Raw genomic sequence first — 25,342 nt, 5'->3', positions numbered from 1 at the left:
CGTGCTCGACTACGACGAGGAAGCCGGGGCCTACGACGCGTCCCGGGGCGGCGAGGCTCGCGCCGCAGCGGCCACCCGGGCGGTGCTCAGCCTGATACCCGACAGACGTGGCCGGCTCCTCGACGTGGCCTGCGGCACCGGGATCGTCACCCGGCGGCTGGCCGCCGCCCGGCCCGCTCTGCGGGTCACGGGCGCCGACCTCACCGCCGCGATGGTCCACAGGGCGGGCGCGCGGCTGCCGGGCGCGATCGTCCGGGCCGACAGCCGCCGCCTGCCCTTTCGCACCGGCACCTTCCACGCGGTCACCAGCATCTGGCTGCTGCACCTGCCGGACGACCCCGACGACGTCCGCGCGATGGTGGCCGAGTGCGCCCGGGTGCTGAGGCCCGGCGGTGTCTACGTCACCACCGTCGACAAGGCCGCGGCGCACGACGTCGGCAGCGACATCGACGCCGTCCTCGCCTCCCGACCGCGCCGCGCCGCCCAGGACTCCGCCGCCACCGTCACCGCGCACGCCGCGCGGTACGGGCTGCGGCCGGCCGGCGCCACCGCGTTCCCCGGCGTCGGCCAGGGCCGCAGCCCCCGCGCCACCATCGCCGATCTGCGCCGCGGCTGGTTCACCCTGCTGCCTCCGGGCGAGCCGCGCACCGAGGAGTTCGCCGCGCGCCTGTCCCGCCTCCGGGACCAGGACCGGCCCCGCCCGGACCCGGTGTTCACCGTGCGCGCGTTCCGGAAGACGGCCGAGGGGTGACGACCGGTCTGCCCCGTGTCCGGTGGGGGCCACCCGGAACGGACCGTCACGCCGGGGCGCGGACACCGCACCCGTCCGCGTGTCCGCGCGTCCGTAGGGGTCAGTCCTCCTCGAGGTGCAGACCCCGGCGGATCGCGCGCTCCACCGGCGAGTACGCCCCGTCGGGCCGCCGCAGTTCGTACGGCACCGCCGGACACAGCGGCGGCTGTGCCATGAAGCGGGGGCGCGTCCCGTGGTGCGGCTGGGCCGCGTGCACCAGGAACGGGTGGCAGAGATAGACGTCACCGGGGCGGCCGGTGGCGTGGGCGAGCGGGCGGTGGGCCGTGGCCCGGTCCAATGGGGGGCCGAGCTCCAGGATGGACGCCCCGGCCTCGCCGTACGGCTCCAGCAGCGGCGGCACGTCCAGGTGCGAGCCGACCCTGATCCGCGTCGGGGCGTCCTCCTCGGTCACCTCGCTGAACAGGAACAGCATCAGCAGCGCGCGGTCCCTGGAGCGCAGGTCGGCGAAGTACCAGTGCTCGCCGTCGGGGAGATAGCTGCCTTCGATGTGCCAGCCCGCGTCGTCCGGCTCGACCGGGTGCGGGAACCGCAGCGGAAAGGTCCCCAGGGAATACCGCGGCTCCCACCGGCCCTCGCCGACGAGTAGGTCGTAGGCCGCGTGCAGGGCGGGGGAGTTGGCGGCCGCCGCGAACGGCCCCTGCGCCATGCCCTCCACCCGCACCACCGGCTCCTTCCAGGTGCCGGGGTCGTCGGGGTCGTATCCGGTCTCCCGCCACAGCAGGCGTGCGCAGTCCGCGGCGACCCGGCGCGGGAAGGCACCCTCGATCTTCACGAAGCCGTCGGTGAGGAAGCGCTGTACCAGTTCGTCGTCCACGGAGCCCCATTGTTCGCGCCGTGCCCGCCCGGGCGCATCTGATTTCGTCTGCCGCCCGGTGCCCTTTTTTGCGGCATCGGCAACGAGGCTGGCAACTCCCGGGCCGCCGAAGCAGGCTGACCGCATCCGAGCGAGAGGCAGATCGACATGGCACACGACCACGAGGCCCGCCACGGGCACGGTCACACCCACGGCGGCGACATCGACTGGGCCGCGATGCTGGCGCTGCTGGAGGCGGAGGCCGAGGTGTTCGCCCCGGCGTACGCGCGTGCCCTGGACTGGTTGGGCGAGGACGTGACCGCACCCGGACTGGTCGTGGACGCGGGCAGTGGGCCGGGGGTGATCGCCTGCCTGATGGCGGAGAGGTTTCCCGGCGCCCGGGTGGTCGCCGCCGACGGCTCCGCACCGCTTCTGGAGCGTGCGCGGGCCCGGGCCGCCCGCCAGGGCGTCGCCGACCGCTTCGGCACCATATCCGGTGAACTGCCCGAATCCCTGTCCGAGTTGGACGGCTCCGCAGACCTGTTGTGGGCCAGCCGCAGCCTGCACCACCTCGGCGACCAGCGGGCCGCGCTCGCCGCGTTCGCCGCCCGGCTCGCCCCCGGCGGCACGCTGGCCGTCCTGGAGGGTGGTCTGCCCGTCCGCTGTCTGCCCCGTGACGTCGGTTTCGGCCGTCCGGGACTGCCGGCGCGCCTCGACGTGGTGCAGGAGGAGCGGTTCGCCCGGATGCGCGCCGAGCTGCCCGGCGCGGTCGCCGAGACCGAGGACTGGGCCGCCCTGCTGACCGCGGCCGGTCTGAAGCACACGGGAACCCGCAGCTTCCTCCTGGACATCCCCGCTCCGATACCGGACCGGGCGCGCGCGTTCGTCGTCGGTGCGCTGACCCGCGCCCGGGACGTCCACGCCGACGCCCTGGACGCCGGCGACCGCGCCATGCTCGACCGCCTCCTCGATCCCACCGATCCCGGCAGCGTCCACCGGCGTCCCGACGTGTTCGTGCTGACGGCGCACACGGTGCACCGGGCCGTACGGCCGGTCTGAGCGGACCGGGGCGGACACGTCGGCGCCGCCGTCACCCGGCTCGCCGACGCGGGCTCCGCCACCACGACACCGTCACCGAAGGCGACCCGGCCGGCGGGACCGGGCGCCGGCCTACGGCCTCGGCCCGGCCCTGCTCGTCCGGGCCTTTGCCGAGCCGCTGTCACCGTCCTGCTGACCGACGGCAGGTGGCCGACCGGAGGTCCGGGCGATCCGGCAGCCGGCCGAGGCCGGCGCCAACACCCTGGTCGTACGCCCGCTGAGTCAGCCCGACCGACGTACGCCGCAGGTCAGTTGTCTGCGAGGAACTGCTCGGCCAGCCGGTCCCCGAGAGAGACGGCGGCGCTGTGGCTCTCGATGGGCGAGGCCTTGGAGTTCTTGAACAGGATGTAGGTCACGCCGGAGTCGACCCCGCCGGTCTTGGGGTCGGGGTCGATGCCGAGTGCCTTCGCGGTGGCGTACGAGGCCTCACCGATGATCTTCGTGGGTCCGGTGTCGCCGACGACGGCGTACTCCACCTTGTTGTTGTAGATGACCGCGACCACGCCGCCGCCCTTGATGCCGGCGCTGGAGTAGTTCCAGATGCTGCTGGAGCTCGGGACCACCACGTAGGGGAGCGACTCCGCCTTCAGGGGCTTGCCGTCGGACTGGTGGAAGGCGGTGTCGTCCTGGTACCAGGGGTCACGGTTCTCGTTGCAGTTGGTGGTGCGCTGGCCGTCGCAGTCGACGTCCATGTCGGCCTTCCAGAACACCGCGCCGTTCTTGCCGCACACCGGCACCGTGGCCGACGTCTCGTCGTCCGTCTTGTACTTGCCGTTCGATATCTGGGAACACGTCTTCACCTTGGCGAGCAGGTCGGCCGCGCTGACCGAGCCCTCCTGGGCGGAGTCCGGGGCGGTTCGCGCCGCGGCGCCGGGGGACGACGCGTGTGCGGGCAGGACACCGGCGGCGAGTAGGGCGGCTCCGGAGGCCGCGGCAAGGGTCAGGGTTCGAAGGCGCACGGTGGGGGGCCCTTCTGTTAGGAAAGTTTCCTTACCAGGTGCCGTACACCGTGGACCCATGTGCATGTCCTCGTCAAGTCTTGAGTTGCCGGTGGTTGAAACCTGGGCGTATTGCGCTGATTTGTGACCTTGGCAAGACTGAAAATAAGCGAATTGTCCGGGTACGTCTGCCGCCGTCGCCCAACCGGGTCACGGCATCGGGAGGCGAGGTGCATGTTCGTACGCACGGTGTACGCCACGGGGGATCCGGCGCGGCTGGGCACGGCCGTCGGAGCGTTGAACACCCGCGGGCACGACCTGCTGGAGGAACGGCCCGGCTACCGCGGCGCGGGCGTCTTCGTCGACCGTGACCTCGGCAAGCTGCTCACGGTCAGCTGGTGGGAGTCCGCGGACGCGCGCCGCAACAGCGACGAGGTGATGAGCGTACGGCGGCCGGAGCTGCTGCAGCCCTTCGCCGGGACGGTCGCGGTCGAGAACTACGAGGCCGCCGTCTTCCATCGCGTCCACCGGCCCGTCACCGGGGGAGGGCTGCGGGTCACCCGGATCGAGTTCGACCCGGCGGACGCGGATCTGGCCGCCGACACCTTCCACGCCGGCGTGCTGCCCCGCCTGGAGGTCCTGCCCGGATTCGCCGGTGCGGCCCTCTTCCTGGACCGCGAAGGCGGCCGCGGTATGACCGGTGTCCTCTTCGCCGACTCCGTCTCCCTCGCCGCGACCCGGGGCGGCCAGGCCGCCATCCGGCTCGAGGGCACGACGAAGGCACACGTCACCGTGGTCGCCCTGGAGGAGTTCGAGGTCGTCCACGCGGACGTACGGGGCGACTGAGCGCAGCGGCACAGAGGGCCGGCCGAGCGCGGCTCCCGGCGCCGGGCCGCGCGCCCGCGCGGCGGCCGGGCCGGCGGGAGCGCGGCCGACGGCGGGGTGGACCGGCAGCGGGGCGGTCCGACAGCGGGGGCCGGGCGCGGAAACGGCGCACGGCCGTGCGCCCCGCTGTGCGGGCGGGGCGTACGGCCGCGGTGCGCGGTGGGTGTCAGGCCATGTCGAAGGTGGCCGGGTCGGGGCCCAGGCGGCGGTCCTCGTTGAGCGCGCTGATCGCCGCGAGGTCCTCGTCGTCCAGGCTGAAGTCGAAGACCTCGATGTTCTCCTTGATCCGGGAGGGCGTCACGGACTTCGGAATCACGATGTTGCCGAGCTGGACGTGCCAGCGCAGCACGACCTGGGCCGGCGTACGACCGTGCTTCTGCGCGATCGCGACGATCGCCGGCACCTCCAGCAGGCCCTTGCCCTGGCCCAGCGGCGACCAGGCCTCGGTCGCGATGCCCTGCTCGGCGAGGAACTCGCGGGCGGCGTGCTGCTGCAGGTGCGGGTGCAGCTCGATCTGGTCGACGGCCGGAATGACGGACGTCTCCGAGATCAGCCGCCGGAGGTGCTGGGGAAGGAAGTTGGACACGCCGATCGCGCGGACCCGGCCGTCGGCGAGCAGCTTCTCGAACGCCTTGTAGCTGTCCACGTAGGTGTCGCGGGACGGGACCGGCCAGTGGATCAGGTACAGGTCGACGTAGTCGAGACCCAGCTTCCCAAGCGACGCGTCGAAGGCGCGCAGCGTGGAGTCGTACCCGTGGTCGCTGTTCCAGAGCTTGGTGGTGACGAAGACGTCCTCACGGGGCAGACCGGAGGCGGCGATGGCCTTGCCGGTGCCCTCTTCGTTGCCGTAGATGGCCGCGGTGTCGATGCTGCGGTACCCGGCCTCCAGCGCCGTGGCGACGGCCCGCTCGGCCTCGTCGTCCGGCACCTGCCAGACGCCGAAGCCCAGCTGGGGCATCTCGACGCCGTTGTTGAGGATGATCGGGGGGACCTTGCTGCTCACGAGCCTCTTGATCCTTCGGTTGTCGACAGGTGGTACTCCCATCGTCAACGATCACGCGGCCCGATGCATTCCTGACCGCGAAATCCGTTTGGACTGACCCGTCAGTCAGTGCCTTGTGGGCAGATTGGCCGGAAACGCATCCGACGTTTTCGGTCCGGACCATTGACCGGAGCCCCTCGTCCCGCGACTCTGTATCGCGCCACCGGACGCGTCACTGAACCCGGTGCAAGCATGTGAACCGGCCCTGACCACGGCCGCTGTCTTCTCCACGGCTCCCTTCCGAGATCCCCCACCCTCAGGAAAGCGAGTACGCACGCATGAGCGAGAGCCTGCCTCCGTCTGCCCTGATGCACCGCGCCGACCCCGAGACATCGGATGAAAAGGTCTGGCAAAGCCCTGGCTACCACATCGTGGAGACCGCGCTGGAAGTGACCGCGTACGCGCTCGCCGACCGCCGTCCGCCCGAGCCGCCCCCGGCCGCATGACCGCGGCACCATCCGACCTCGACGCTCGTGCCGCCTGGCCGGCCGCCGACTTCACCGAGCGGCTGCGCGCGGTCACCGAGACCCGCTACCACGACCGGCACCCCTTCAACCAGCGGATGCACCGCGGCGAACTGACCCCCGCCGAACTGCGCCGCTGGATCGCCGCCCGTTTCCACTACCAGCGGCACATTCCCGTCAAGGACGCGCTGATCCTCGCGAAGTTCGACCGGCCCGAGGAGCGCCGCGCCTGGTTGCGCCGCATGCACGACCAGGACGGTACCGACGATGCGGGGGGCGGTATCGACCGCTGGCTGCGGCTCGGCGAGGCGGCGGGCCTGGCCCGGGAGGAGCTGTGGGACGCCTCCCGGGTGCCGCCCGGGGTGCGGTTCGCGGTGGAGGGGTACGTCACCTTCTGCCGGCGGCGCCCGGTCCTCGACGCCGTCGCGGCCTCGCTCACCGAGATGTCGGCCCCGGATCTGATGCGCACCCGCATCGCCGCCTTCGAACGCCACTACCCGTGGATCGACCCGGCCGGCCTCGCCTACTTCCGCACCCGCGTCACCCAGGGCGCCCGGGACGCCGAGCAGGCCCTCGCCCTGGTTCTGGCCCGGGCCCGCACCCCGGAGGCGCAGCAACGGGCCGTCGCGGCATTGGAGTTCAAGTGCGAGGTGCTCTGGGCCCTGCTGGACGCGGTGGACCGGAGTGGGGCATGACGGCGGCGCCCGCACCGCCCGCCCCACCATGGCGCCCCGTCCTCGCCCGCGGTGCGGTGCTGCGGCACGACCCGGTGCGGGACGCCGATCTGTTGCTGCTGCCGGAGCGGGTCGTGGTCCTCGACGGCGGTGCCGGCGCTGTGCTGCGGCTGTGCGACGGCGTCCGGGACGTGGCGGCGATCGTCACCGAGCTGGCCGTACGCCACCCCGCCGCGCCCGTCACCGCGGAAGTCCCGGAATTCCTCGACCGGTTACGGAAGGAGGGCTGGCTGAGATGACCGATCCGCCCTGGGCCCTGCTCGCCGAGCTCACCCACGCCTGCCCGCTGCGCTGCGGCTACTGCTCCAACCCCGTCGAGCCGGCGGCCCGCTCCGCGGAGTTGTCCACGGACGAGTGGTCGGAGGTGTTCCGGCAGGCGGGCGCCCTCGGTGTCGTCCACACCCATCTGTCCGGAGGCGAACCGCTGCTGCGGCGCGACCTGCCCGACCTGGTGGCCGCCGCCGTCGGCGCGGGCCTGTACACCCAGCTGGTCACCAGCGGGGTGGGGCTCGGCGAACGCCGGCTGACCGAGCTGACCGGCGCCGGGCTGCGCAGCGTGCAGCTGTCGGTGCAGCACACGGACGGCGCCACCGCCGAACGCATCGCGGGGGCGCGGTCGTTCGCGGCGAAGGAACGCGCCGCCCGGCTCGTCCGTGAGGCAGGGCTGCCCCTGGGGCTGAACGTCGTCCTGCACCGCGGCAATCTGGACGACCTCGACGGCCTGGTCCGGCTCGCGCTCGACTGGGGTGCCGACCGGATCGAGCTGGCCAACACCCAGTACCACGGATGGGCGGCCCGCAACCACGCCGCGCTGCTGCCCACGCCCGCCCAGGTCGAGCGGGCCCGCACCCGGGTGGCCCGGTGGCGTGAACGGCTGGACGGCGCGCCGGAGTTGGTGTGGGTGGCACCCGATCTCCTGGACGCCACCGCCAAACCCTGCATGGGCGGCTGGGGTGCCGTCTCGCTCACCGTCGCCCCGGACGGCACCGTGCTGCCGTGCCCGGCGGCCGGCACCCTGCCCGGCCTGGACCCGCCGAACGTGCGGACCCGCGATCTCGCCTGGGTCTGGCGGGAGTCACCGGCCTTCAACGCCTTCCGGGGCGAGGGCTGGATGCCCGATCCGTGCCGCGGCTGCGCCCTGCGCGGGATCGATCACGGCGGCTGCCGCTGTCAGGCCCACGCGCTGACCGGCGATGCCGCCCGCACCGACCCCGCCTGCCGGCACGCCCCGGACCGCCACCTGGTCGACGCCCTGGTGCGCGGCGCCGCCGACGCCTTTCACCCACCGGCGTACGCCTACCGCGAAGGAGCACCATGAGACGCCGACGCCTGCGGGCCGCGCTGACCGCCGCCGCGCTCGCCACCGCCGTCCTGGCCGCGCTGCCCGCCGCCGTATCCCCGGCGAGCGCCGCCCCCGGGCGCACCGCCCCGGACCGCGCGCCCCGGCCGGCCGCCGTCCGTGACTGGTCCACGGCCGTCGTCGACTCCACCATGGCGCGCTACACGCCGGCCTCCCTCGGCGGCTGGTCGTATCCGGTGGGGCTGTACCTCTACGGCCAGTACCTCGTCTACCGGCGCACCCACGACCCGCGCCTGCTCGCCTACCTCAAGGCCTACGTCGACCGGTTCGTGCACAGCGACGGCACCGTCGGCCAGTCCTTCGACAGCCTAGACAGCATGCTGGCGGGCCGGCTGCTGGTGATCCTGCACCACGAGACCGGCCAGGACCGCTACCGCAAGGCCGCCCAGAAGATCCGCGACCGGCTGAGGGCCTATCCGCGCACCTCCGACGGGGGCTTCTGGCACGCCGACACCAGCAGCCGGGCGCACCAGCTGTGGGCGGACGGCGCCTACATGGTGAATCCGTTCCTGGTCGAGTACGGCAAGGAGTTCGGCGACAGCGCGTACACGAACGACGAGGCCACCCGGCAGCTGGCCGTCTACGGCAGCCATCTGCAGGTGGCGAACGGCCTGCTGCGGCACGCCTACGACGAGTCGAGGTCGGCGAGCTGGGCGGATGCGACCACCGGGCTCGCGCCCGAGCACTGGTGCCGTGCCGTCGGCTGGTACGCCATGGCGCTGGTGAACGTCCTCGACGCGGTCCCCGCGGACCAGCCACGGCGGCCCCAGCTGCTGGGAGTGCTGCGGACGTTGGCCTCCGCGCTGGAGAAATACCAGGACTCGGCCTCCGGGCGCTGGTTCCAGGTGATCGACAAGGGCGACCGGCCGGACGACTGGACCGAGACCTCCTGCTCCGGCATGTTCACCTACGCCCTCTCCAGGGGGGTCCAACAGGGCTATCTCGACCCGCGCTTCGAGGCCGTCGCCCGGCGCGGGTACCAGGGCGTGCTGGCCCGGCTGTCGGTCGGCCCCGACGGCCGTACCGACCTCGCCGGCATCTCCGTCGGCACCAACGTCGGCGACTACGCCTACTACGTCGGCCGCACCCGGGCCACCAACGACTTCCACGGGCTCGGGGCCTTCCTGATCATGAACGAGCAACTGCGAGGCGATGCGACGCCATGAGCACGTCCGTCGCCCTGCGCTGTCATGAACACGTCCAGCGTTGCCGTCCCGCTCCGACGGGCTCCGCACGCCCGAGACGACGACCCCCCGCACCGCACGACACCCCCTGCTGCTGCCCCATCTCCCCGGCTGCCGACTCGCCCAGAGGAGCCGTCCTCGTGAAACCCCTCATCGCCGACCCGAGACGGGCGGCGGCGATCGTCCTGTGCGTCCTCGCCGTCGTCCTCGGCCTCACCCACCCCGCCGCCCTCGCGGCCCCCCACCCCGCCGCCTCCCGCCCCGCAGCCGTGTACGACGTGCGCGACTACGGCGCCAAGGGGGACGGCTCCGCCAACGACACGCCGGCCATCGACAAGGCCGTCACCGCCGCCAACGCGGCGGGCGGCGGCACCGTCCGCTTCCCGGCCGGCACCTACAAGTCCAAGAACACCATCCACATGAAGAGCCATGTGACGCTCCAGCTCGACAAGGGCGCCACCCTTCAGGGCTCCTCCGCCGGCACCTACGACCCGCCCGAGTCCAACCCGAACGACAAGTACCAGGACTACGGGCACAGCCACTTCCACGACGCGATGATCTACGGCGACAGGCTGACCGACATCGGCTTCACCGGTGACGGGGTCATCGACGGAGCCGGCAACCTGATCACCGGCAACCCCAGGTCCGGCCAGGCCGACAAGATCCTGTCGCTGACCCGCTGCAACGGACTCCGCCTCGGCGACGGCCTCACCCTGCGCCGCGGCGGGCACTTCGCCGCCCTGATCAACGGCTGCACCGGCGTCGTCTCCGACCACCTCACCATCGACACCGCGAGCGACCGCGACGGCTGGAACGTCATCTCCACCACGAACGCGACGATCACCCACGCGCACATCGCCGCCAACGACGACGCCCTGGTCTTCAAGAGCGACTACGCCCTCGGCGCCAAGCTCCCCAACGGCCATGTGCGCGTGAGCGATTCCGTGCTCTCGGCGCGCTGCTGCAACGCCCTGATGTTCGGCTCCGAGACCTGCGGCGACTTCTCCGACTACCAGTTCGAGAAGATCCGCATCGAGGGCGCCGACAAGTCCGGGCTCGGCATGGTCTCCATGGACGGCGCGAAGATCTCCGACGTCCACTACCGCGACGTCACCATGACCGGCGTGCACTCGCCGATCATGGAGAAGATCGGCACCCGCGGACGGTGCGGGAACAGCCCGGGCGTCGGATCGATCAGCGATGTCACCTACGACGACATCACGGCCACCGGCACCAGCCCCTCCTTCAGCCCGACCCTGTGGGGCGAGAGCGGCCACCGCATCAGCGATATCGCCTTCGACAACGTCAACATCACTGTCCCCGGGGGCAACGGCACCATGTCCACCGGTGTGCCGGGCAACGACCCGAACGACTACAACCCGAAGAGCATCGGGACCCGGCCGGCGTACGGCTGGTATCTGCACAACGCCGACCGCGTACAGTTCACCGACAGCAGTGTGCGGTACGCGGCCGACGACGGGCGGCCCGCCGTCATCGCCAACGCGGCGAGCGGTATCCGGCTGACCCGGTTCACCGCCCAGAAGGGCGGCGCATCACCCCACGACATCGGCTTCCAGAACGTCGCCGGCTACTGCCTGGCCGACAGCCACACCACCACCGGCGGCACCCTGCGCGTGTCGGCGACCGGATCCAGCCAGAACTGCGCCGCACCGGTACGCCCCCGCGACGTGGAGAACCCGCGTCAGGCCTTCCTGCGCGCCTCCGTCGGCGGCCTCTTCCTGCACTGGGGCCTGCGCACCGCTCCCGCCCACACCAGCTGCACCGCCTGGGAGAAGGACGTCACCAGTGGCGGGTGGACGCCCGAGTACTGGGTGCGCGAAGCCCAGAAACTGCACACGCAGTACATCGTGCTGGCCACCTTCCACAGCCGGCTCGGCTACGCCCGCCCGTGGCCGTCGAAGATCCCCGGTTCCTGCTCCACCAAGCGGGACTTCCTCGGCGAACTCGTCGATGCCGCCAAGGCCAAGGGCATGAAGGTCATCCTCTACATGACCGACGACCCCCAGTGGCACGACGAGGGCGGCCACGAATGGCTCGACTCGGCCGCCTACTCCGCCTACAAGGGCAGGAACGTCGACCTGACCACCCGCGACGGCTTCGGGGAATTCTCCTACGACAACTTCTTCGAGGTCATGGCCCGTTACCCGGACCTCGGCGGTTTCTGGATCGACAACGACAACGCGTACTGGGAGAGCCACAACCTCTACGCGCAGATCTACCAGAAGCGCCCGGACTACACGCTCAGCAACAACAACGAGGACACGCCGATCATGGACATGATCAGCAATGAGCAGAAGACGGGGATGACGCCCGCCTACGACTACCCGCAGGCGATCTACACCGCCCAACCCCGCCTCACCGAGGCGGACTTCAAACTGCCCTCCACCGGCGCCTGGTGGTACGACGGCTCCGACCCGACCGTCGACAAGACGCTCACCCTCGGCCGGCTGATCACCAACGCCGGCTCCTCGGTGAAGGCGCTCATGGCGGAGACCGCCGAGGTCAACGGAAAGTTCCCGGCGCACCAGGCGGACTTCAACAACTTCGCGAACTCCTACCTCGACAAGATCTGGGAGTCCCTGCACGGCACCGAGGGCGGCGGCTACATGTACGGCGGCCTCAAGCCCGGCTTCTGGAACGACGGCGCCCACGGCGTCACCACCGTCGCCGAGGACGACCCGAACCGGCAGTACATCCACGTCCTCACCCCGCCCGCCACCAGCACGCTGCGCATCCGCGACAACGGCTACCGCGTCGCCTCGGTGACCGACCTCCGCACGGGAGCCCCGGTCGCGTGGTCGCAGTCCGGCGGCGTGCTCACCCTCACCGGCCTCGGCGGCTGGGACCCGTACGACACCGTCTTCAAGGTGATCACCGCGGGCCGCCAGGGCATCGCGACGGGCGTCAAGGTCAGCGCCGGCGCCTCGGCGAGCGGCCACTTGGGTTCCGCCGCCGGTGACGGCGACTACCTCACCTACTGGGACAACGACGACACCCTCCCGGTGAACCTCACCTTCGACCTCGGCGCGGCGAAGAAGGTGCAGTACCTCGGGCTGAACCAGCGCGAGGACTCCGTCGCCTACGCCCGCTCCGCCACCGAGCAGTCCGCCCGGATCAAGGACTTCAAGGTCTACCTCAGCAACGACGGCAGGACCTGGGGCAATCCCGTCAAGACCGCTCGGCTCCCCAGCGCCCGCGGGATCCAGGGCATCGACCTGACCGCCGCCACCGCCCGCTTCGTACGTCTCGAGGCCGACTCCACCTGGGCCGCCTCCAGCGACACCACCCGCTACCGCCGGCTGCGCATCGACGAGGCCTGGATCGGCACCTCCTACGCCACCCCCGCTCCGAAGGGACGACGTCCATGACCCGGCTCGGCGCACTCGCCACGGCGGCGGTCGGGCTGCTCGCCGCCGCCGCGGTGCCGCTCACGGTCACCGCACGTCCCGCGGCCGCCTCCGACAACGGCCAGTCCCTCAGGCCCGCCATGGGCTGGAGCAGCTGGAGCTTCGTCCGCCGTCAGCCCACCGAGGCGACGATCGAGGCCCAGGCCGACGCCCTGGTGTCCACCGGTCTCAAGGACCACGGCTTCGTCCACGTCAACCTCGACGACTTCTGGCAGAAGTGCGACGAGAACGGGTTCACCGTCGACGCCTACGGCCGCTGGATCCCGGACCCCGCCAAGTTCCCGGACGGCATCAAGGCGCTCGCCGGCCATGTCCACTCCAGGGGACTGAAGTTCGGCTTCTACGTCACCCCCGGCATCGCGAAGAACGCCCTCCTGGAGAACACCCCGATCGAGGGCACGCCGTACCACGCGAAGGACATCGCGGACACCTCGAAGACGGAGAAGAACTACAACTGCAAGCACATGTACGCCATCGACTACTCCCGGCCCGGCGCCCAGGAGTTCGTCGACTCCTGGGCGAGACAGTTCGCTTCCTGGGGAGTCGACTACCTGAAGATCGACGGCGTCGGCAGCCAGGACATCGCCGACGTCCAGGCCTGGGACAAGGCCCTGCGCGCCACCGGCCGGCCCATCACCTTCGCCCTGTCCAACAACCTTCCCGTCGACCACGCCACCACCTGGCGCGCCCTCGCCAACAGCTGGCGCACCCAAGGCGACGTCGAGTGCTACTGCGGGCCCGGCCCCAACGGGAGCGGCTATCCGCTCACCGACTGGTCCCATGTCTCCACCCGTTTCGACTCGGCCGCCGCCTGGCAGCCGTACGCCGGACCCGGCGGCTGGAACGACCTGGACTCCCTGGAGATCGGCAACGGAGCCCAGGCGGGACTCACCGCCGACCAGCGCCGTACGCAGTTCACGCTGTGGTCGATGGCGGCCGCCCCGCTGCTGCTCGGCACCGACCTCACCCACCTCGACCCGGTCGACAGGGCGATGCTCACCAACGACCGGCTGATCGGCGTCGACCAGGACGGGGTCGCGGCGAAGCGGGTCGTGAACAGCGGCGTCAGGCAGGTCTGGAGCAAGCGCGAGAACGACGGCGACTACGTGGTGGCCCTGTTCGACACCGGTACGTCCGGCGACGCCACCGTCACCGTGAACTGGTCCCAGGTGGGCTTCACCGGCGCCGGTGACGTCACCGACCTGTGGTCCGGCTCCCACAAGGGCACGGTCGCCGGCTCCTACAGCGCGACCCTCCGCCCGGGCGAGACCCGGCTGGTCCGGGTCCGGCCCATCGGCTCCGCGAAGGCGGTCGCCGCCACGGCGAACGGTCGAACGCCGCCGCCCGCCGGCGGGTCGTCGACGCGGGCCCGCTTCTGCGGCGGTGTCGCACAGCAGCCGTACGGCTGCCTGAAGGTCTTCCCCCAGCACACAGGCTGAGCGGAAGCCGCAGGAAGACAAGGACAACAAGGGACCCCCCATGCATCCGAAGAGACTTCTGCCGTGCGGCGTCGCCGTCGCGCTGGCCCTGCCCCTCGCCGGGCTGAGCCAGGGCACCGCACTCGCGGCCACCGACTACCAGGCCGAGGACGCCCTGATCTCCCAGGGCGCGGTCGCCACCAATCACACGGGCTACACGGGAACCGGTTTCGTCGACTACACCAACGTCAAAGGTTCCTACGTGGAGTTCACGGTCGGCGCGGCCTCCGCCGGCCCCGCCTCCCTGACCCTGCGGTACGCCAACGCAACCACCGCCGACCGGCCGATGGACCTCTCCGTCAACGGCACCGTCGTGGCATCCGGCGTGTCCTTCCCGGCCACGGCCGACTGGAACACCTGGGCGTCCAAGGCCGTCGACGTCACGCTCAAGGCGGGCAGCAACAAGATCCGGGCGACGGCCACCACGGCGAACGGCGGCCCCAACCTCGACCGCGTCAGCCTCGGCACGGCGACCGACACCCAGGCCCCCACCCGTCCCGGGCAGCCCTCCTGCTCGGACATCGGCGAGGACCGGCTGACCCTGTCCTGGGGCGCGTCGACGGACGACGTCGCGGTCGCGGCGTACGACCTCTACGAGCACGGCAACAAGATCGGCGAGGCCGCGGGCAGCGTGACCTCGAAGATGCTGACCGGGCTCGCCCCGCACACCCCGTACGACCTCACGGTCATCGCCCGCGACGCGGCCGGCAACACCTCGCCCGCCAGCCCGGTCGTCGACTGCACCACCAAGCCCAGCTCCGACAGCACCCCGCCGACCGCACCCGGCACCTTGCACACGGCGATCATCACATCGAACACGGTCGACCTCACCTGGGGCGCCTCCACCGACGACCGCGGCGTCACCGCCTACGACGTGCGCAGCGACACCACCGTCTACAAGAGCGTCACCGGCGGTACGTCGACCACGCTCACCGGACTGGCCTGCGACAGCCCGTACCGCCTGAACGTCGTCGCCCGCGACGCCGCCGGCAACGTCTCCCCGCCGAGCAACACCGTCGCCTTCACCACCAAGGCCTGCGCCACCGACGGGGGTGTCCCCTCGTCCATCGCCACCCTCTCGAGCGGCTGGACCATCCCCTGGGGCACCTACTGGATGCCCGACGGCCAGTCCGCCCTGGTGACCGAGCGGGACGACTTCCGGGTGTGGAAGCTGACCAAGACCGGCACGAAGACGCAGGTGGGAGCGGTCCCCAACGCCGTCACCACCAACGGTGAGGGCGGCCTGCTCGGTGTGGCGGTCGACCCCGAGTGGGAGACCGATCACTACGTCTACTTCATGCACACCGCCGCCGAGGGCAACCGGGTGGTCCGCATGACCTACGACGGCACGAAGCTCAGCGACTACAAGATCCTGCTCCAGGGCATCAAGAAGAACCGCTACCACAACGGCGGCCGGCTCGCCTTCGGCCCCGACGGCTATCTGTACGTGTCCACGGGGGAGGCCCAGCAACCCGACCTCGCCCAGGACAAGAACTCCCTCAACGGCAAGATCCTGCGCATGACCACCGACGGCAGGCCGGCCCCCGGCAACCCGTTCGGCAACTACGTCTACTCCCTGGGCCACCGCAACCCGCAGGGTCTCGCCTTCGACCGCGACGGCCGCCTGTGGGAGGCGGAGTTCGGCAACAGCTCCAAGGACGAGCTCAACCTCATCAAGCCCGGCGCGAACTACGGCTGGCCCACCTGCGAGGGCAGCTGCAACGTCGCCGGCATGACCAATCCCAAGGCCACCTGGAACGTGTCCGAGGCCTCGCCGAGCGGCATCGCCATCGTCCGCAACGTCGTCTACATGGCGTCGCTGCGCGGTGAACGCCTGTGGCGCATCCCCATCAACGGCGACGGCGAGAGCGTCGGCACCCCGACCGCGTACTACGTCGGGACCTACGGCCGGCTGCGCACCGTCACCAAGGTGCCGGGCGCCGACCAGCTGTGGCTGTCCACCACCAACTGCGACAACAACGGAGGTGCCGCCGACGGATCCGACAAGATCTTCAAGGTGACCATCAGTTGACGGACAACAGGCCCACCCGATCCGTCAGGTCCGGTAGAGGGCGTCGACCTCGTTGCCGTACGCCTTCTCGATCGCCTTCCGCTTCAGCTTCAACGACGGCGTGAGCAGCCCGTGTTCCTCGGTGAAGGGCTGCGCGAGTATACGGAACGTACGGATCGACTCGGCCTGGGAGACGAGGGTGTTGGCGGCCACCACCGCCCGCCGCACCTCCGTCTCCAGGTCCGGGTCGTGCACCAGCTTCGCCGGGGTCATCCTCGGCTTTCCGCGCATCTGCAGCCAGTGTTCGACGGCTTCCTGGTCCAGGGTGACGAGGGCGGCGATGTAGGGGCGGTCGTTGCCGACCACGATGCACTGGTTGACCAGCGGATGTTCGCGGACCCGTTCCTCCAGCACGCCGGGGGAGACGCTCTTGCCGCCGGAGGTCACCAGGATCTCCTTCTTGCGGCCGGTGATGGTCAGATAGCCGTCCTCGTCGAGCGAGCCGAGGTCGCCGGTGGCCAGCCAGCCGTCGTGCAGGGTCTCGTCGGTGGCCTTCGGGTTGTTGAGGTAGCCCTGGAAGACGTTCCCGCCGTGCAGCCATACCTCGCCGTCGTCGGCGATGTGCACGGTGACTCCGGGGATGGCCTGCCCGACGGTGCCGTAGCGGGTGCGCTCGGGCGGGTTCGCGGTGGCCGCGGCCGTCGACTCGGTCAGTCCGTAGCCCTCGTAGATCTGCACCCCTGCGCCCGCGAAGAACAGACCCAGCCGGCGGTCCATCGCCGAGCCGCCGGACATCGCGTTCCGGATCCGGCCGCCCATCGCGGCCCGGACCTTGGAGTACACGAGCTTGTCGAAGAGCTGGTGCTGCATGCGCAGCCCCGCCGACGGCCCGGGCCCGGTGCCCCACGCCTTGGCCTCCACGGCCTCCGCGTACTTCACCGCGAGGTCGACCGCCTTCTCGAACGGCCCCGACCGGCCCTCCTTCTCCGCCTTGCGGCGGGCCGCGTTGAAGACCTTCTCGAAGATGTAGGGCACCGCGAGGAGGAAGGTCGGCCGGAACGCCTGCAGGTCGGGCAGCAGGACGGCGGCGTTCAGCTGCGGCTGGTGCCCGAAGCGGACCCGGCCGCGGATCGCGGCGACCTCCACCATCCGTCCGAAGACATGCGCGAGCGGCAGGAACAGCAGCGTGGACGCCTCGTCGTCCTTCTTGGTGTGGAACACCGGCTGCCACCGCTGGATCATCGTGTCCGCCTCGTACATGAAGTTCGAGTGCGAGAGGACACACCCCTTGGGGCGGCCGGTGGTGCCCGAGGTGTAGATGATGGTGGCGACCGAGTCCGGGGTGACCGCCTGCCGGTGCCGGTGCACCAGATCGTCGTCGAGATGCGCCCCGGCGTCGTACAGCTCCTGCAGGCAGCCCGAGTCCAGCTGCCACAGCTGGCGCAGCTGCGGGAGGCGGTCGATGACCGTGGCGATGGTCATCGCATGGTCCTCGTGCTCCACGATCGCCGCGGACACCTCGGCGTCGTACAGCATCCAGAAGCACTGCTCGGCCGAGGAGGTGGGATAGACGGGCACGACCTGGGCGCCGATCGTCCACAGCGCGAAGTCGAACAGGGTCCACTCGTAGCGGGTGCGGGACATGATCGCGACGCGGTCGCCGAAGCGGACGCCGCGCGCCAGCAGACCCTTGGCGAGGGCGAGGACCTCGTCGCGGAACTCGGCCGAGGTGACGTCCCGCCACTGGCCGGAGGCGTCCTTGCGGCCGAGGGCGACGTGCGTGGGGTCCGTCAGGGCATGCTCGAAGACCACGTCGGCCAGGCCGCCCACCGGCGGTGCCGACGTGAGCGGCGGGTTGGTGAACTCGCGCAATCCTCGCTCCCCGATCCTCGCTGCGTGGTGACGCCCGTGATGCTCGGCACAGCGCGGTGAAAGCTACCCCACGCCGTCACCGGGCGGGAGGGGGTAGGAAACCTAGCAAACCTCACGTTTCCCCTGGGGCGTGACCGGAAAATGCCCGCACATGGGGAAGGGCCGGACACAATACTGACGGGTCAGTAAGTTTCGGTGCCGTAATCTCCACCGAATCTGTACGCGGCGATTACGCCTCAACTGTCGCGATCACGGCATACGAGGCGCGGCTCAGTGGCGTACCGGCACCGGCCTCCCAGGCCTTGGTGCCGGCCGCCTCCTCGGGCCCGGACCGGCCCGTGCGCAGCCGGCGTACCCGATGCCCGCCGTTGCTCAGCCGCCCCGCCGGCGCAGCCGCTCCCCGCCCGCCAGGATCGCCGCCGCCAGCGCGTTCGCGGCGCCCTCGGCGGCACCACGGCGGTGGCCGTGGACGAGCACGAAGTCGATCCTACCCAGGTCGGGCAGGCCGAAGCGGTCCGGCAGCCGGAACAGGCCGGGCGGGATCAGCCGCCGCGAGTGGGCCATCACGCCGAGCCCGGCGCGCGCCGCCGCGATCAGCCCGTTGAGACTGCCGCTGGTGCACACGATCCGCCAGTCCCGTCCCTCGCGCTCCAGCGCCTCCAGCGCGCGGGCACGGGTGATCCCCGGCGGCGGGTACACGATCAGCGGAACGGGCCGGTCGGCGTCCGGGCGCAGCCGCTCGGCGCCGATCCACACCAGGTCGTCGCGCCAGACCAGCTCGCCACGGGGATCCTCCAGGCGCCGCTTGGCCAGCACCAGGTCCAGTTTCCCGGCGGCCAGCTGCTCGTGCAGGGTGCCGGACAGCTCCACGGTCAGCTCCAGATCGACCTCCGGATGGTCGTAGCGGAAGCCCTCCAGGATCTCCGGCAGCCGGGTGAGCACGAAGTCCTCCGACGCGCCGAACCGCAGCCGCCCGCGCACCCGGGTGCCGGTGAAGAACGCCGTCGCCTGCTCGTGGACCTGCAGGATCCTGCGGGCGAAGCCCAGCATCGCCTCACCGTCCTCGGTCAGTTCCACCGAATGGGTGTCCCGTGCGAACAGCTGCCGCCCGGCCGCGTCCTCCAGCCGGCGCACATGCTGGCTGACGGTGGACTGCCGCAGCCCCAGCCGGCGCGCGGCCTGCGTGAAGCTCAGCGTCTGCGCCACGGCCATGAAGGTGCGCAGCTGCGCCGGGTCGTACATATGGGCAGCCTACGCGGCTATCGCAGAACATGATGACAGTCAGAGTGGTATGCGGGTTTCCCGATCGGTGGGACGCGGAGGACCATGGAGGGGGCCTGCGGGCCCGCCGAGGAAACGACACATCAATCGACGCGTGCCGCACCGGACGCGTACACGCACAGCAATCGGAGCACCGTGAAACGCCTGCGCTGGCCGAGTTGGATGCCGATCGACCCGTACATCGTCCTGCTGCTCGGGACGGTGGGCCTCGCCGCACTCCTGCCGGCCCGGGGCACGGCCTCCGACGTGGCCTCGGGCGCCTCGACCGCCGCGATCGCCTTCCTCTTCTTCCTCTACGGCGCCCGGCTCTCCACCCGGGAGGCACTGGACGGACTGCGCCACTGGCGCCTCCATGTCAGCGTGCTGGTCTGCACCTTCGTCCTCTTCCCGGTGTTCGGCCTGGCGGCGCGCGGGCTGGTCCCGGTGCTGCTGACCCAGCCGCTCTACCAGGGCCTGCTGTTCCTGACGCTGGTTCCCTCGACCATCCAGTCGTCCATCGCCTTCACCTCGATCGCCCGCGGAAACGTACCGGCGGCGATCTGCGCGGGCTCCTTCTCCTCCCTCGTCGGCATCGTCCTGACCCCGCTGCTGGCGGCCGGACTGCTCGGCAACAGCGGGGGCGGGTTCTCCGCCGACTCCCTGCTGAAGATCGTGCTCCAGCTGCTGGTGCCGTTCCTCGCGGGGCAGCTGCTCCGGCGCTGGATCGGCGGATTCGTCGCCCGGCACAAGAAGGTCCTCGGGCTGGTCGACCGCGGCTCGATCCTGCTGGTCGTCTACACCGCGTTCAGCGAGGGCATGATCCGGGGCATATGGCACCAGGTGAGCCCCGTCCGGCTCGGCGGCCTGCTCGTCGTCGAGGCCGCCCTGCTCGCCGTGATGCTCCTGCTGACCTGGTACGGCGGCAAGGCGCTGGGTTTCGGCCGCGAGGACCGGATCGCCGTCCAGTTCGCCGGGTCGAAGAAGTCCCTCGCCTCCGGGCTGCCCATGGCCAGTGTCCTGTTCGGCGCCCACGCCTCCCTCGCCGTGCTGCCGCTGATGCTCTTCCACCAGATGCAGCTGATGGTGTGCGCGGTCATCGCCAAGCGCCGGGCCCGGGACCCGGAGACGGTCCCGGACGACGCCGGCGGGTCAGCCGCTCACGTGGTCCAGGGGCAGCCACAGGACCGTGTCCTTCGGTGACCTGAGCGCCTTCGGGTCCGACAGTTCCTCGTCGGTGAGGGCCCGGTCCCAGACGTGCACCTCGTCGACGGCGCCGGTGAAGAAGGCCCGGCTGTCCATGCGCTGACCGATGTGCACGCCGAAGGGGGAGTTACGGCTGACCGAGCCCGGGACGTCGGCCGCGGACGACTGCACACCGTCGGTGAACAGCGACAGCCGGCCTCCGCCCCGGCGCAGCACGAGGTGGTGCCACTGGCCGTCGTTGTAGGCGGTGTCCGTGCGCACGTAGGCGCTCTGCGGCGCGGCGGCCCCGTTCCGCACGGTGATCAGCCCCTGGAGGCGGTGGTTCGCCGGCTCCCCGCGCACCCACACCTGCGGCTCGGTGGTGCCGACCCCGCCCATCCACAGCAGCGGCTGCTCCCCGGTCGTGGCCGAGTACCGGAACCACAGGGACGCCGTGAAGTCCCTGGTCCCGAGCGGCAGCTGCGTGCGGAACGGCAGGCGCACGGCGTCGTCGGTGCCGTCGAACAGCAGCGCGCCGCCGAAGACCCCGTCGGTCTCCCGTGCGCCGCCGAGCACCGCCGCCGGGCGGGCATGCGGGGCGAGGTCGGCGGTGACCGGGTCGGGGCCGCGCCGCGGGGCGAGCCAGTCCTCGGTGAAGCGGGCGAAGCGGATCTCGTCGCGGGCGTCCACCGCGCCGCCCTCGTAGATCAGGCCGACGGTGCCGCCGTCGGCGCGGACCATGTCGGAGTACCCGGACCAGTCCGTGGTGACCACCGTGCCACGGTCCACGCTGTCCCAGGTGCGGCCGCCGTCGTAGGAGGAGCGGATCATCATCGTGCGGCGCCGGTCGGGATCGGCGGGGCAGGCCAGCAGGAGGCGGTCGCCGAGGCGCAGCAGGGAACCCTGGACCTGCGGGGCGTACAGGTCCGGAAGGTCGTGGAAGGGTGCGGTGAAGCTGGTGCCGCCGTCGCGGCTGACGGCCTGGGTGCGGTGGCCGAGGTCGGTGCCGTCCTGCTCCCGGCCGCTGACCAGGACGGAGCCGTCGCCGCGCTCGGCCAGGGTCAGCTCGGACGGCTTCTGCCGGAAGGTGCCGTCGTCGGCGATGGGCCAGGTGTCGGTGGCGCCGATCCGCCAGTGGCCGCCGTGGTCGTCGCTGACGATCAGCGCCGCGTGGTTGGCGGTGACCCGGCTGCCGTCCCAGGTCTCCGTGTTGACCCCGAAGACCAGCCGGCCCGCGTACCGGCCGCGCGTGAGCTGGATGCCGTGCACGGGCCCGGTGGCGTACCAGGAGTTCCAGTCGGCGGGCAGGATCTCCGGGCTCAGATCGCGTGGCGCGGACCAGGTCCGGCCGTCGTCGTCGCTGTACTGCAGGTGCGGGGTGCGATCGCAGGGCACCGAGCAACTGGCGCTGTCGGTGCGGCCCGTGTTGTACGTCTCGGCGAGCCAGATCCGGCCGGTCTCGCGGTCCACGATCGGTGCCGGGTTGCCGTGGGTGTCGCCGCCGCCGTCGTTGACCACCTCCAACGGGCCCCAGGTGCGGCCGCCGTCGGTGGAGCGTTTGAGCACGATGTCGATGTCGGCGGCGTCCCCGCAGTTGAGGACCCGGCCCTCGGCGAACGCCAGCAGGGTGCCGTCGGTCGTCCTGACGATCGCCGGTATGCGGAAGCAGGCGTAGCCGGGGTCCTGGGAGGTCTTGAACAGGACCTGCTGCTCGAACCGGGGGGAGGCGGTGGGGGACTGGGCGTGGGCCGGGTGGGGGGTGGCGAGCGGGACGACGAGGAGGGCCGCCGTGGTGAGGGCGGTGGCGAGTGCGGATCTGAGACGGGCGCGTAGACCTGACGGCATGGTGCGACCTGCCCTTCGTCGGCCGGACATCTGGACATCCGGACATCCCATGTCCAACGTGCGCCCCATCGAAGGTAGTTGCAGGCCGGTCGCCTCACAAGAAGCGTGCAGAACAAGACGCGCGCGAAGTGCCTGGTGCCGTGCCGGGCGTCGCGAGCCGGTGAACCTTTGCGGCCGCAGCGCTAGGGGCGCAGGACCACTTTGCCGAGGTTGGCCCGTCCCTCGATCACCTCGTGCGCCTTCAGCGCGTCCTGCAGCGCGAACTCGGCGTGCACGGCGGGCGCGAGGGTGCCCTCGGCGAACATCCGCCACAGCTCCCGGCGCCACTGCTCGTACAGGTCCGGTCGGCCCCGGGCGATCAGCGCCATCTGGAATCCGGTCACCGACTTGGCGCCCACCAGGAGGTCGTACGCCTGGATGGTGCCGCCGCCCGAGCTGTAGGCGACGAGACGGCCGTGCGGGGCCAGTGCGGAGAGAGCGGGGGTGAGCAGGTCGCCGCCGACGGCGTCCAGCACGCAGTCGACGGGATCACCCCAACTGTCGTCACTGTACAGAACACAGTCGTCCGCGCCGAGCGAGCGGACGAAGTCCGCCTTGCCCGCGTCGGAGACGGCCCCCACCACCCGCCCCGCCCCCCGGGCCCGCGCCAGCTGCACGGCCAGATGCCCGGCGCCGCTCGCCGCCGCGGTGACGAGCACCGACTCGCCCGGCGCCGGGCGTGCCGCCTCCAGTGCGCCGAGCGCCACCAGGCCGCTGCGTACCAGCGCGACCGCGTCCACTGCGCCGGCGCCGTCGGGTATCGGCGAGGCCATGGCCTCGTGGAGCAGAGCGTAGTCGGCGTACCCGTGGCCGAAGCACAGCCCGGTCACCCGGTCGCCCGGACGGAAGCGGGTCACGCCGTCGCCGGCCGCGACCACCTCGCCGGCGATCTCTCCGCCGAGCGCGATCGGCTCGGCGGCCTCGGTGACCTTGCGCACCACGGGCAGGGTGACGCCCACGGCGTCGCAGCGCACCAGCAGTTCGCCGGGCCCGGGCTCCGGGACGGGGGCCTCCTCCAGGAACAGCGGGCCGCCGGTGGACTCGTACCGGACGCGACGCATCGCGCACCTCCATGGCCGGGCACACCGGCGCATCGTCGGGAACTCCCATGAATTCGTTGGGAGCCCCAACGGTAAGCGAGATTCGTTGGGAGGTCCAACGTTTTCTCGGATAGGCTGCCCGTATGGCCGAAGCGTCCCTGCCCGCGATCCGCTCCCTGCCCAGCTGGCTCCTCGGCCGCGCCGCCGCCCGGGGCCGCGCCCTGGTCGCCGCCGCCCTCGCCGCGGAGGGGCAGAAGATGTGGCACCACGTCGTCCTCTCCGCCGTCCGCGACCTCCAGCCCGTCGCCCAGGCCGACCTCGGCCGCAGCGTGGGCCTCGACCCCAAGGACCTGGTCGGCGTGCTCAACGATCTGCAGTCCGCCGGCCATGTCGTCCGCGCCCCCGACCCCCGCGACCGGCGCAAGAACGCCGTCTCCCTCACCGACGACGGCGCCCGCCTCCTCACGCGCTGCGAGAAGGCGGCCCGCGAGGCGAACGACGAGCTGCTCACCCCCCTGTCGGCGGCCGAACGCGATCAATTCATGGGCCTGTTGATCCGGATTTCCGGCACGGACGGCTGACGGCGGCTAACGTTCCGTCATGACCGCAGCTCCCGTCCTCGATCCGCAGCGCACCGCCCTGGTCCTGGTCGACCTCATGGAACGCATCGTCGCGCTGCCCCTGGAACCCCGCAAAGGCACCGAAGTGCTCGCCGTCGCCGAGGAACTGGCGTCCGCCTTCCGGGCCGCCGGGGCACCCGTCGTCCTCGTCCGGGTCGAACGCCCCTCGGTCGCCGAGCAGCCGCCCGGCAGTTCCCTGGTACCCGGCCTCGCCCGGAACGGCGACCTGGAGGTGGTCAAGCGGACCATCGGCGCCTTCCAGGGCACCGGCCTGGACGAGCGGCTGCGCGAACGCGGCGTCACCACCCTGGTGTTCGGCGGCATCGCCACCAACCTCGGCGTCGAGTCCACCGCCCGCGCCGCCGCCGACCTCGGCTACGACCTCGTCTTCGTCGAGGACGCCATGGCCGCCCTCACCGCCGCCGAGCACGAGGCGTCCGTCCGGCTCGACTTCCCCCGGCTGGGCACGGTCGTGACCGCCGCCGGCGTACGCCTCGCGCCGGCCTGACTCCTCACACCAGCGTTCCGCCTCCGTCCACGACCACCACCGAACCGGTGCTGTAGCCCCCACGCATCAGATACAGATACGCCTCCGCCACATCCGCCGGCTCGCCGATCCGCCCCACCGGCAGCGACTCGGCGGACGACCGGAACAGCCCCTCGCGGGCCGCCTCCGGCAGATCCCGCCACAGCTCCGTGCGCACCAGTCCGGGCGAGACCACGTTGACCCGCAGCGGCGCCAGCTCCACGGCCAGCGCCCGGGTCAGCGACTCCATCGCCCCGCACAGCGCCGACGCGGCACTCGAGCCCGGCAGCGGCCGCTGCCCCGCCGTTCCCGTGGTCAGCACCACCGACCCGCCCGGCCGGATCGACCCGGCGCCATGCTTCACCGCCGTGTAGGCACCCCACAACCGCGTGTCCATAAATCGCCGCGCGCGGGCGACATCCGCGTCGGCCACCGCCTCCAGCAGCAGCGATTCACCCGCGGTGTAGACCAGGTGGTCGTACTCGCCGACCCGCTCGAAGAAGCCGCGCACCGCGCCCTCGTCCGTGGCGTCCAGCACCTGCCCCTCGGCGTTCCCCGGCAGCCGCTTCCGTGCCGCGTCCACGCTTTCCTGCCGCCGCGAGGCCACGACCACCTCGGCGCCCTCCCGCGCCGCGCTCTCGGCGACCGCGAGCCCGATGCCCGACGTCCCCCCGATGACGACGATCTGCTGTCCTTGCAGGCCCATGTGCCGTTCCCCTTTCCCGATCGCTT

The 25,342-nt window shown here is 71.5% G+C and carries 22 protein-coding genes; 14 read left to right on the top strand and 8 right to left on the bottom strand.

The window, feature by feature from the left end; genetic code table 11:
• The first annotated feature begins 1 nt into the window (after position 1).
• Entirely contained in the window at positions 2–751 is a 750-nt protein-coding gene (locus ABZ919_RS05460) for a class I SAM-dependent methyltransferase (RefSeq protein ID WP_361243090.1), read from the top strand.
• A 100-nt stretch (positions 752–851) separates the two neighbouring features.
• On the opposite strand, the gene ABZ919_RS05455 is transcribed toward ABZ919_RS05460, so the two are convergent.
• Positions 852–1,625 carry a phytanoyl-CoA dioxygenase family protein gene (locus tag ABZ919_RS05455; protein WP_361243088.1) on the bottom strand — a complete coding sequence of 258 codons (774 nt, stop codon included), beginning with the start codon at positions 1,623–1,625 and terminating at the stop codon, positions 852–854.
• 147 nt (positions 1,626–1,772) lie between these two features.
• Between ABZ919_RS05455 and ABZ919_RS05450 the strand changes: the two genes are divergently transcribed.
• Entirely contained in the window at positions 1,773–2,663 is an 891-nt protein-coding gene (locus tag ABZ919_RS05450; RefSeq protein ID WP_361243086.1) for a class I SAM-dependent methyltransferase, read from the top strand.
• 287 nt (positions 2,664–2,950) lie between these two features.
• Here ABZ919_RS05450 and ABZ919_RS05445 read toward each other — a convergent pair whose 3' ends face one another.
• A complete protein-coding gene (locus ABZ919_RS05445; protein ID WP_361243084.1) occupies positions 2,951–3,661 on the bottom strand; it encodes a glycoside hydrolase family 75 protein in 711 nt (236 codons plus the stop codon).
• Positions 3,662–3,874: 213 nt separating this feature from the next.
• Here ABZ919_RS05445 and ABZ919_RS05440 point away from each other — a divergent pair, with 213 nt between their 5' ends.
• Positions 3,875–4,486, top strand: coding sequence for a hypothetical protein (locus tag ABZ919_RS05440; protein ID WP_361243082.1), 612 nt, complete (start codon positions 3,875–3,877; stop codon positions 4,484–4,486).
• 205 nt (positions 4,487–4,691) lie between these two features.
• Here ABZ919_RS05440 and ABZ919_RS05435 read toward each other — a convergent pair whose 3' ends face one another.
• Positions 4,692–5,528 carry an aldo/keto reductase gene (locus ABZ919_RS05435; protein ID WP_361243080.1) on the bottom strand — a complete coding sequence of 279 codons (837 nt, stop codon included), beginning with the start codon at positions 5,526–5,528 and terminating at the stop codon, positions 4,692–4,694.
• A 317-nt stretch (positions 5,529–5,845) separates the two neighbouring features.
• On the opposite strand from ABZ919_RS05435, the gene pqqA reads away from it, so the two are divergent.
• The 8 genes from pqqA (at position 5,846) to ABZ919_RS05395 (ending at position 16,247) form a co-directional block, all read left to right on the top strand.
• Positions 5,846–6,013, top strand: a complete 168-nt coding sequence (gene pqqA / locus ABZ919_RS05430) for a pyrroloquinoline quinone precursor peptide PqqA (RefSeq protein WP_361243510.1) — start codon at positions 5,846–5,848, stop codon at positions 6,011–6,013.
• On the top strand, positions 6,010–6,726 hold the full coding sequence (gene pqqC / locus ABZ919_RS05425; RefSeq protein ID WP_361243078.1) for a pyrroloquinoline-quinone synthase PqqC: 717 nt from the start codon (positions 6,010–6,012) through the stop codon (positions 6,724–6,726). Before pqqA ends, pqqC begins: the two co-directional genes overlap by 4 nt.
• Entirely contained in the window at positions 6,723–7,004 is a 282-nt protein-coding gene (gene pqqD, locus ABZ919_RS05420) for a pyrroloquinoline quinone biosynthesis peptide chaperone PqqD (protein ID WP_361243076.1), read from the top strand. Before pqqC ends, pqqD begins: the two co-directional genes overlap by 4 nt.
• Positions 7,001–8,083 (top strand): pyrroloquinoline quinone biosynthesis protein PqqE, encoded by a 1,083-nt coding sequence (gene pqqE, locus ABZ919_RS05415; protein ID WP_361243074.1) that lies wholly within the window; start codon positions 7,001–7,003, stop codon positions 8,081–8,083. Before pqqD ends, pqqE begins: the two co-directional genes overlap by 4 nt.
• Complete coding sequence (locus tag ABZ919_RS05410; RefSeq protein WP_361243073.1) at positions 8,080–9,291, top strand: glycoside hydrolase family 88 protein; 1,212 nt, start codon at positions 8,080–8,082, stop codon at positions 9,289–9,291. Before pqqE ends, ABZ919_RS05410 begins: the two co-directional genes overlap by 4 nt.
• Positions 9,292–9,449: 158 nt before the next feature.
• Positions 9,450–12,698, top strand: coding sequence for a glycosyl hydrolase family 28 protein (locus ABZ919_RS05405; RefSeq protein ID WP_361243071.1), 3,249 nt, complete (start codon positions 9,450–9,452; stop codon positions 12,696–12,698).
• Positions 12,695–14,176 (top strand): glycoside hydrolase family 27 protein, encoded by a 1,482-nt coding sequence (locus ABZ919_RS05400; RefSeq protein ID WP_361243069.1) that lies wholly within the window; start codon positions 12,695–12,697, stop codon positions 14,174–14,176. The genes ABZ919_RS05405 and ABZ919_RS05400 overlap by 4 nt, the downstream gene beginning before the upstream one ends.
• Positions 14,177–14,216: 40 nt before the next feature.
• On the top strand, positions 14,217–16,247 hold the full coding sequence (locus ABZ919_RS05395) for a PQQ-dependent sugar dehydrogenase (RefSeq protein WP_361243067.1): 2,031 nt from the start codon (positions 14,217–14,219) through the stop codon (positions 16,245–16,247).
• Between the two features lie 24 nt (positions 16,248–16,271).
• On the opposite strand, the gene ABZ919_RS05390 is transcribed toward ABZ919_RS05395, so the two are convergent.
• Positions 16,272–18,098 (bottom strand): AMP-dependent synthetase/ligase, encoded by a 1,827-nt coding sequence (locus ABZ919_RS05390; protein ID WP_361243065.1) that lies wholly within the window; start codon positions 18,096–18,098, stop codon positions 16,272–16,274.
• A gap of 372 nt (positions 18,099–18,470) precedes the next feature.
• Complete coding sequence (locus ABZ919_RS05385) at positions 18,471–19,340, bottom strand: LysR substrate-binding domain-containing protein (protein WP_361243064.1); 870 nt, start codon at positions 19,338–19,340, stop codon at positions 18,471–18,473.
• Between the two features lie 201 nt (positions 19,341–19,541).
• On the opposite strand from ABZ919_RS05385, the gene ABZ919_RS05380 reads away from it, so the two are divergent.
• Entirely contained in the window at positions 19,542–20,558 is a 1,017-nt protein-coding gene (locus ABZ919_RS05380) for a bile acid:sodium symporter family protein (protein ID WP_361243481.1), read from the top strand.
• On the opposite strand, the gene ABZ919_RS05375 is transcribed toward ABZ919_RS05380, so the two are convergent.
• Both ABZ919_RS05375 and ABZ919_RS05370 read right to left on the bottom strand, forming a co-directional pair.
• On the bottom strand, positions 20,508–22,385 hold the full coding sequence (locus tag ABZ919_RS05375; protein ID WP_361243062.1) for a sialidase family protein: 1,878 nt from the start codon (positions 22,383–22,385) through the stop codon (positions 20,508–20,510). The two genes, ABZ919_RS05380 and ABZ919_RS05375, sit on opposite strands and share 51 nt — an antisense overlap.
• Positions 22,386–22,567: 182 nt before the next feature.
• Positions 22,568–23,485 (bottom strand): zinc-binding dehydrogenase, encoded by a 918-nt coding sequence (locus ABZ919_RS05370; protein ID WP_361243060.1) that lies wholly within the window; start codon positions 23,483–23,485, stop codon positions 22,568–22,570.
• Between the two features lie 122 nt (positions 23,486–23,607).
• Here ABZ919_RS05370 and ABZ919_RS05365 point away from each other — a divergent pair, with 122 nt between their 5' ends.
• Together ABZ919_RS05365 and ABZ919_RS05360 are read left to right on the top strand one after the other, a co-directional pair.
• Positions 23,608–24,045, top strand: coding sequence for a MarR family transcriptional regulator (locus ABZ919_RS05365; protein WP_361243059.1), 438 nt, complete (start codon positions 23,608–23,610; stop codon positions 24,043–24,045).
• Between the two features lie 19 nt (positions 24,046–24,064).
• Positions 24,065–24,592: an isochorismatase family protein gene (locus tag ABZ919_RS05360; RefSeq protein ID WP_361243057.1), complete on the top strand. Its 528-nt coding sequence runs from the start codon at positions 24,065–24,067 to the stop codon at positions 24,590–24,592.
• Positions 24,593–24,596: 4 nt separating this feature from the next.
• Here the strand turns inward: ABZ919_RS05360 and ABZ919_RS05355 are convergent, their stop codons facing one another.
• Entirely contained in the window at positions 24,597–25,316 is a 720-nt protein-coding gene (locus ABZ919_RS05355; protein ID WP_361243055.1) for an SDR family oxidoreductase, read from the bottom strand.
• Positions 25,317–25,342 lie beyond the last annotated feature (26 nt).

The sequence above is a fragment of the Streptomyces sp. NPDC046759 genome (genome assembly GCF_040645475.1).
In the GTDB taxonomy this organism is placed as follows: domain Bacteria; phylum Actinomycetota; class Actinomycetes; order Streptomycetales; family Streptomycetaceae; genus Streptomyces.
This window is presented reverse-complemented; position numbering and strand designations above follow the sequence as displayed.